The organism is Mucilaginibacter sp. UYNi724, from assembly GCF_054057495.1.
In genome coordinates, this window is record NZ_JBSRZI010000031.1 from 1 (window position 1) to 6,150 (window position 6,150).

Genomic DNA, 6,150 nt, shown 5'->3' on the forward strand with positions numbered 1-6,150 from the left:
GTCAGTTTGCCCCGGAATGGGGTGGTCAATTTGACGCGGAATCACTGGTCACATTCCGCCGGAATTGGGTGGTCAATATCAGCGGTATATCCAATCCCTGGCCGTCTTGGCAAAATAATATAGAGCAAGCAAAACGGAAAGCCTTAATTTGCCTTTATGATGCAATTCGACATGTATTTGAATATGAACGTGAGAATCGCATTGGACGAATAGAATAATTATCAGATACAATTAAAATTCAAAATTTTCTAAAAATGTAATTATATTTGACAATATCTGACAAGAATAAATTAGACAAATTTGGAAACGTTAATTACAATGCTTAGAGAGGGTAGAGAATCTAAAGGATTATTGCTTAGGGAAGTTGCTGCAGCAATTGGCGTGGATACTGCCATGATAAGCAAATTTGAAAAAGGAGAACGCAAACCAACTAGAGATCAATTATTATTATTGTCTAAAACTTTGGATATAGACGAAAGAGCAATATTGGTAACATATTTAAGTGACAAGGTAGTAGCTGATTTAGTTAAGGAAGACGTTGCAAATGAAGTACTGGAAGTTGCTATGGTAAAAATTAACGCGATAAAGAAATAGGAAATGAGTGAAATAGAGTCAAATAATATCTTTGAAAACGGCGCGTTGTGGCTTCGTGCGGATTTTCACTTACATACGAATGCCGATAGCGAATTCAATTATCAAGGCGATCCAAATTTTTTTGTCACTACTTATGTTCAAAAATTAATCGAACAGAAAATATTTGTTGGTGCGATTACAAATCATAATAAGTTTGATCTTTCTGAATTTAAGGAACTTAAGAAGAATGCAAGTAAAAACAATATATATCTAATCCCAGGAGTCGAGTTTTCAGTCAAGGATGGGTCGAAAGGAATACATATTCTGATACTATTTGACGATGAATGGATTTACAATTCTGAAAACCATAATTACATACAAGACTTTATAACCTCGGCGTTTGTAGCGATATCCGGTTATAGTAGTCCCCCGTATAAAAATTCGAATTTAAATTTTGAAGAGACTTGTACTGCTCTGACAAAATTTGGGAAGGACTTTTTCATCGTACTACCGCATGTTGATGATAGTAGCGGTCTTTTCGGTGAACTTTCCGGTCGTGGATTGGAAGACTTTATGCGCGCTGCATGTTTTAAAAATGTTTTGGCTTTTCAAAAAGTTAGAAGTAGAGATAATATTGCGAAAGCAAAAACCATAATTAACGGGGAGCCGCCAGTAAGTGTGGAGGGAACTGATTGCGCTAGCAACGGAATCGACGGTATCGGCCTAGGTAACTTAGTTAATGGCGAGATACAAAAATGCTTTATCAAATTAGGTTCATATAACTTTGAAGCGTTAAAGTTTGCCTTATTAGATCACAAAAATCGGGTAGCATCTGTAATGCCTCCAACTAATAAAGCTTGGATAAAGTCTATAACTTTTACAACTAACAAAGAGTCTGGGAAAAAACTATCGTTTAGTCCAGCGATGAACAATTTAATCGGAATTAGGGGTAGCGGTAAATCATCCCTATTAGAAACCGTTAGGTATGCCCTTGATATCTCTCTTGGAAAAAACTCACATGAACCAAATTACAAGGATAAACTTGTTCAAAATCTTTTGGGTAGTGGCGGAAAAATGAAAATAGAGCTTGAAGACAGGCACGGAAAATTGTTCATAGCGGAAAAAATATACGGCGAAGCCACAAATATTTATTCTGATGGAGTACTTCAAAATAATCTTAAAATTCAGGCAATTATCAATAAACCCCTTTATTATGGACAAAAAGACTTGTCAGATATCGGTGGTGAGACGTCGACTGAGGATCTTATCAATAAATTAATGGGTGATAAGCTCACCAATGTTAAAATCAAAATCGAAGAACAAAATATCATCATTTTATCCAACCTGGGCGAAATTGACAAGGTTAATAAGACACTTGCGCAAAAGAAGGATATCGAAGAAAAGAAAGCTGCGATAGAGTTAAATATGAAAATATTTAAGGATTATCAAGTTGACAAAAAACTTAACAAACAACTAGAATTCGACAAGGACAGTAACAGGATCGATTCAATTGTAAATTTTGAAAAATTACTTATCGACCGTCTTCAGGAATTACATAGCGAATTTGAAGGATTATTTATCAGTCATTATCAATACAAGTCAGTAGAAAACCCAGCATTATTTGAGGAAATATACGCATCACTAACCCGTTTTCAAAGTATTTTTGCAGGATTGAAAAATGTCATTGGCGGCTTAAATTTAGAAATGTCCGCCTTAGAGGTAATCAAGGAGAATTTTAGCTTACAATATGAAACATTGAAAGAAGAATTTTCTCAGATTAAACGCGAAATCAATCTACCTAATATTGAAGCTGACGCGTATGTTAGGTTATCTAAAGATTTCGACCTTCAAAATGCAAAACTTATAGAAATTGAAAAACTATCTGTCCGAAAACAAGATCTTAGAAATCGCCTTAATGAATCCTTAACTAAACTAAAGAACCTTTGGCATGAAGAATACATTCTAGTTCAGGAAGAAGTTAATAAAATCAATACAGAACAACTAAAGATTAGAATTGAAGTAACCTTCAAAGGCAACAAAGAAAAATATAAGGAATTTTTAAAAGCAAGCGTCAGGGGAAGCAATTTACGTGACAGTACAATATCTGACATTGCAGATGAATATCCTGATTTAATTGAAGTCTATAATAATTTATCGGTAGAAGGCAGCGAACTAAGAAATCTTCTTTCTGGTGGAAGCAATCTGCATAATTTTACTAATAAATACATTGAAAATATAGGTGCATTTCTTACCTATCGTGTTCAAGATAAATACACTATATTTTATAATGACCGCCCTTTAAATGAGCATTCATTAGGTCAACGAGCGTCAGCTTTAATTCTTTTTATCCTGACTTTGAAAGAAAATGATATTATTGTTATAGATCAGCCTGAAGATGATTTAGATAATCAAACAATCTACACAGATGTTATTACGGAATTAAAAAAACTAAAGTCAGAAACACAATTCATTTTTGCTACTCACAACCCAAACATTCCAGTATTAGGCGATTGTGAACAAATAATTTGTTGTTCCTATGATAAAGGAGTAGTGAAAACAGAGGTCGGTGGTATTGATGACACTATCATACAGAAAAAAATAGTAGATATTATGGAAGGCGGTGAGGAAGCATTCAATCACCGAAAAGTTATATACGAATTATGGAAGCATTAGACCTTTTAGAGATAATACAGCGTGGGGAAAGTTCCAAAGTGCAGTTTAAAGAAAGACTTCCACATACTGATTCACTTGCACACGAATTAATAGCCTTTTCCAATTCCGAAGGCGGAGTTATAATCGTAGGCGTCAACGATAAGACCGGTGGATTAAATGGATTATCATTTGACGAAATACAAGCTGCAAATGGCAAGTTCGTGAACACTGCATCCCAGTCAGTTTTTCCTGCAATCCTAATTTTAAGCGAAGTAATTAGCGTAGGAAACCAAAATTTAATGGTAGTCACTGTTAACGAAGGTTTGAGCAAACCGTATAAGGATCGGTTAGGCACAATATATGTCAAAAATGGATCAGATAAACGTCGTGTAACTTCGAATGACGAAATTGCCAGATTGTTGCAAAGCAGTAAAAACATGTTTGCTGACGAGATTCCGGTTGTCGGTACAACAGCTGCAGACGTCAACTTAAATTATTATAATTCATTTCTGGTTCGGAGGTTTGGTAAATCCCTAGAAGACTTAGCAATAAGTTTACCAAAGGCACTTGAAAATTTATCCTTGCTTAAAGATGGCCAATTAACGTTAGCAGGAGAACTGCTTTTTTCAGACAATCGTCATATAATAAAGCCACAGTTTTCCATTCAATGTGTTGCCGTAGATGACGTTAATTTAAACGGAAATAAATTCATTGATAATGAACCTGCTTTTGAAGGTAAATTGGCCGAAGTGTATGAAAAGGCATTCGCCTTTATTAATCGCAACATCAAAAAAGTACAGTCGGGTGATTCTTTTAACAGTCTAGCCGTATGGGAAATACCGCAAGAAGTATTTGAAGAAACTTTAGTAAATTCCTTAATTCATAGGGATTATTTCATTCAATCTACCATTAAGGTATTTATGTTTTCAGACCGTATAGAAATTGTTAGTCCAGGTAAACTGCCTAATTCCTTAACCATAGAAAATATTAGCAACGGAATATCAATTGCAAGAAATCCTGTCCTACAATCATTAGCGCAGTATATTTTACCCTATAAGGGTTTAGGAACAGGGGTTGGAAGAGCAATTTCTGCGTATCCATTAATTTCTTTTGTCAACGATATCGATTCGGAACAGTTTAAAGTAATAATACCAAGACCCGGGAATTAATAAAGCGAAACCTAAAAAAATGACCGAGCAAATCAACAGTGATGTTTTTTCAGATGATTGGAAAAACGAATATCTGCCGAGACTTGAAAAAAGCTATTTATATATCTCGCTAGAACTAAAAACTAATAAAGCGGATAAAGAAGTCATCGCGCTTATCCATAGCGCAGTGTCGTATGCTATTCAACGAACCAAGACCATAATTAGGCATATGGGAGAGTTTACTCTTCATGATTCTGACCACCTTTTTAGAGTCCTTCATTTAATGGAGAGATTACTTACTCGCGAAGTTATCGACGAATTGTCGCCGCCGGAATTAATGCTTTTGATTTTAAGCGCATTTCTCCACGATATAGGGATGGCACCAGACGAAAAAGACGTGATCACCTGGAAAAAAGTTTGGGATATTTTTCCGGAAGTAGATGATAAACAAAAGGATACCTATAATAAATTCAAACTGTTTTTTGCCTCTCGGCCTGAACAAAAAGTAGTTATCGATAGATTAATCAGTCAAGGAAAAAATTCTGATGCCGATATAATAAAATCTTATTTAATTACTGAATTTATAAGGCAAACGCATGCAGAACGAGCACGTGAAATAATTGATCAACATTGGAACGGGAAAATACTCTTTCGTGAATGCGACTTAACCGTTGAACTGGCAAATCTTTGTAATAGCCATAATGAGGATGCTCTTAAACTGTTAGAGTTTGATAAAAGTTATTCTTGTGGAGCAAATAATTATGTGTGTTTGCCGGTATTAGGTATCATACTCAGATTGGCAGATATCTTGGATTTCGATGCCAAAAGAACACCTTCTATTTTGTTTTCTCATTTATATGTTAGAAATCCGGTGTCAATTAAAGAATGGAGCAAACACAGGAGTATTGAAAGCTGGGAAATTTCTTGGGAATTAATTCAATTTAATGCAAAATGCACTCATCCTGCAATTGAGGCCTCAATTCATGAATTCTGTGACATCATTGACCACGAATTGAGTTTATGTAACAATCTGATCTTTGGACTAAATGCCTTCAACCAAAGCAAAGCCAGGAACATCCAAATTAAATTTCCTTTCAGTGTAAACCGAGAAAAGATAGAGACAAAAAAAAATATTTATAATCAGCCTATATATACCTATAGAGATACTAAATTTAAACTTAGTAAGCGACAAGTAATCGACCTTTTAATGGGTACGAAACTTTATGGAAACCCAGAGATTGCCCTAAGAGAGCTATTGCAGAATTCGATTGATGCATGCCTTTTACGAAAGGCGCAGGAATTAAAATGGAAAAATCTTTATGAACCTGAAATTACGGTCAGTTTCTACACCAATGAGGATGGCGATGATGTTTTAGAAGTTAATGATAACGGTACCGGCATGGACCAATACATAATTGATAACTATTATTCAAAAGTCGGCTCCTCCTTTTACAAATCCACTGATTTTTATAAATTAAAAACGGACTCTAATGCAGACTTTACCCCTACATCACGTTTTGGTATTGGTATTTTATCTTGCTTTATGGTTGCTGATACGCTTATTGTTGATACTAAAAGAAAATATGCGTCTGATGAATCAAGCCCTGCATTAAACATCACAGTAGAGGGGCAAGAAAGCATTTTCTGGATAAAGCCGAGTAAAAGAACTAATGCGGGCACGACTGGAGATTATGATGAATGAGACCACACCATTTCGGCGCAAGCTGACCCACTGTTTCGGGGCAAACTGACCATGGTATTTCGGGGCAAACTGACC

5 protein-coding genes are annotated in these 6,150 nt (G+C 35.4%); all 5 read left to right on the forward strand.

Going from position 1 to position 6,150, the window contains the following annotated elements:
* The coding region (locus tag ACVW0P_RS22110; RefSeq protein ID WP_457133996.1) for a hypothetical protein at window positions 1–218 on the forward strand (218 nt) is incomplete at its 5' end.
* Window positions 219–300: 82 nt separating this feature from the next.
* A complete protein-coding gene (locus ACVW0P_RS22115) occupies window positions 301–594 on the forward strand; it encodes a helix-turn-helix domain-containing protein (protein ID WP_457133997.1) in 294 nt (97 codons plus the stop codon).
* Between the two features lie 3 nt (window positions 595–597).
* Entirely contained in the window at window positions 598–3,246 is a 2,649-nt protein-coding gene (locus ACVW0P_RS22120) for a TrlF family AAA-like ATPase (protein WP_457133998.1), read from the forward strand.
* The gene (locus ACVW0P_RS22125) at window positions 3,234–4,394 is read left to right on the forward strand and encodes an RNA-binding domain-containing protein (protein ID WP_457133999.1); all 1,161 of its coding nucleotides are present in this window, start codon (window positions 3,234–3,236) and stop codon (window positions 4,392–4,394) included. Before ACVW0P_RS22120 ends, ACVW0P_RS22125 begins: the two co-directional genes overlap by 13 nt.
* Window positions 4,395–4,413: 19 nt before the next feature.
* Window positions 4,414–6,075 carry an HD domain-containing protein gene (locus ACVW0P_RS22130; RefSeq protein ID WP_457134000.1) on the forward strand — a complete coding sequence of 554 codons (1,662 nt, stop codon included), beginning with the start codon at window positions 4,414–4,416 and terminating at the stop codon, window positions 6,073–6,075.
* The last annotated feature ends 75 nt before the right edge of the window (window positions 6,076–6,150 follow it).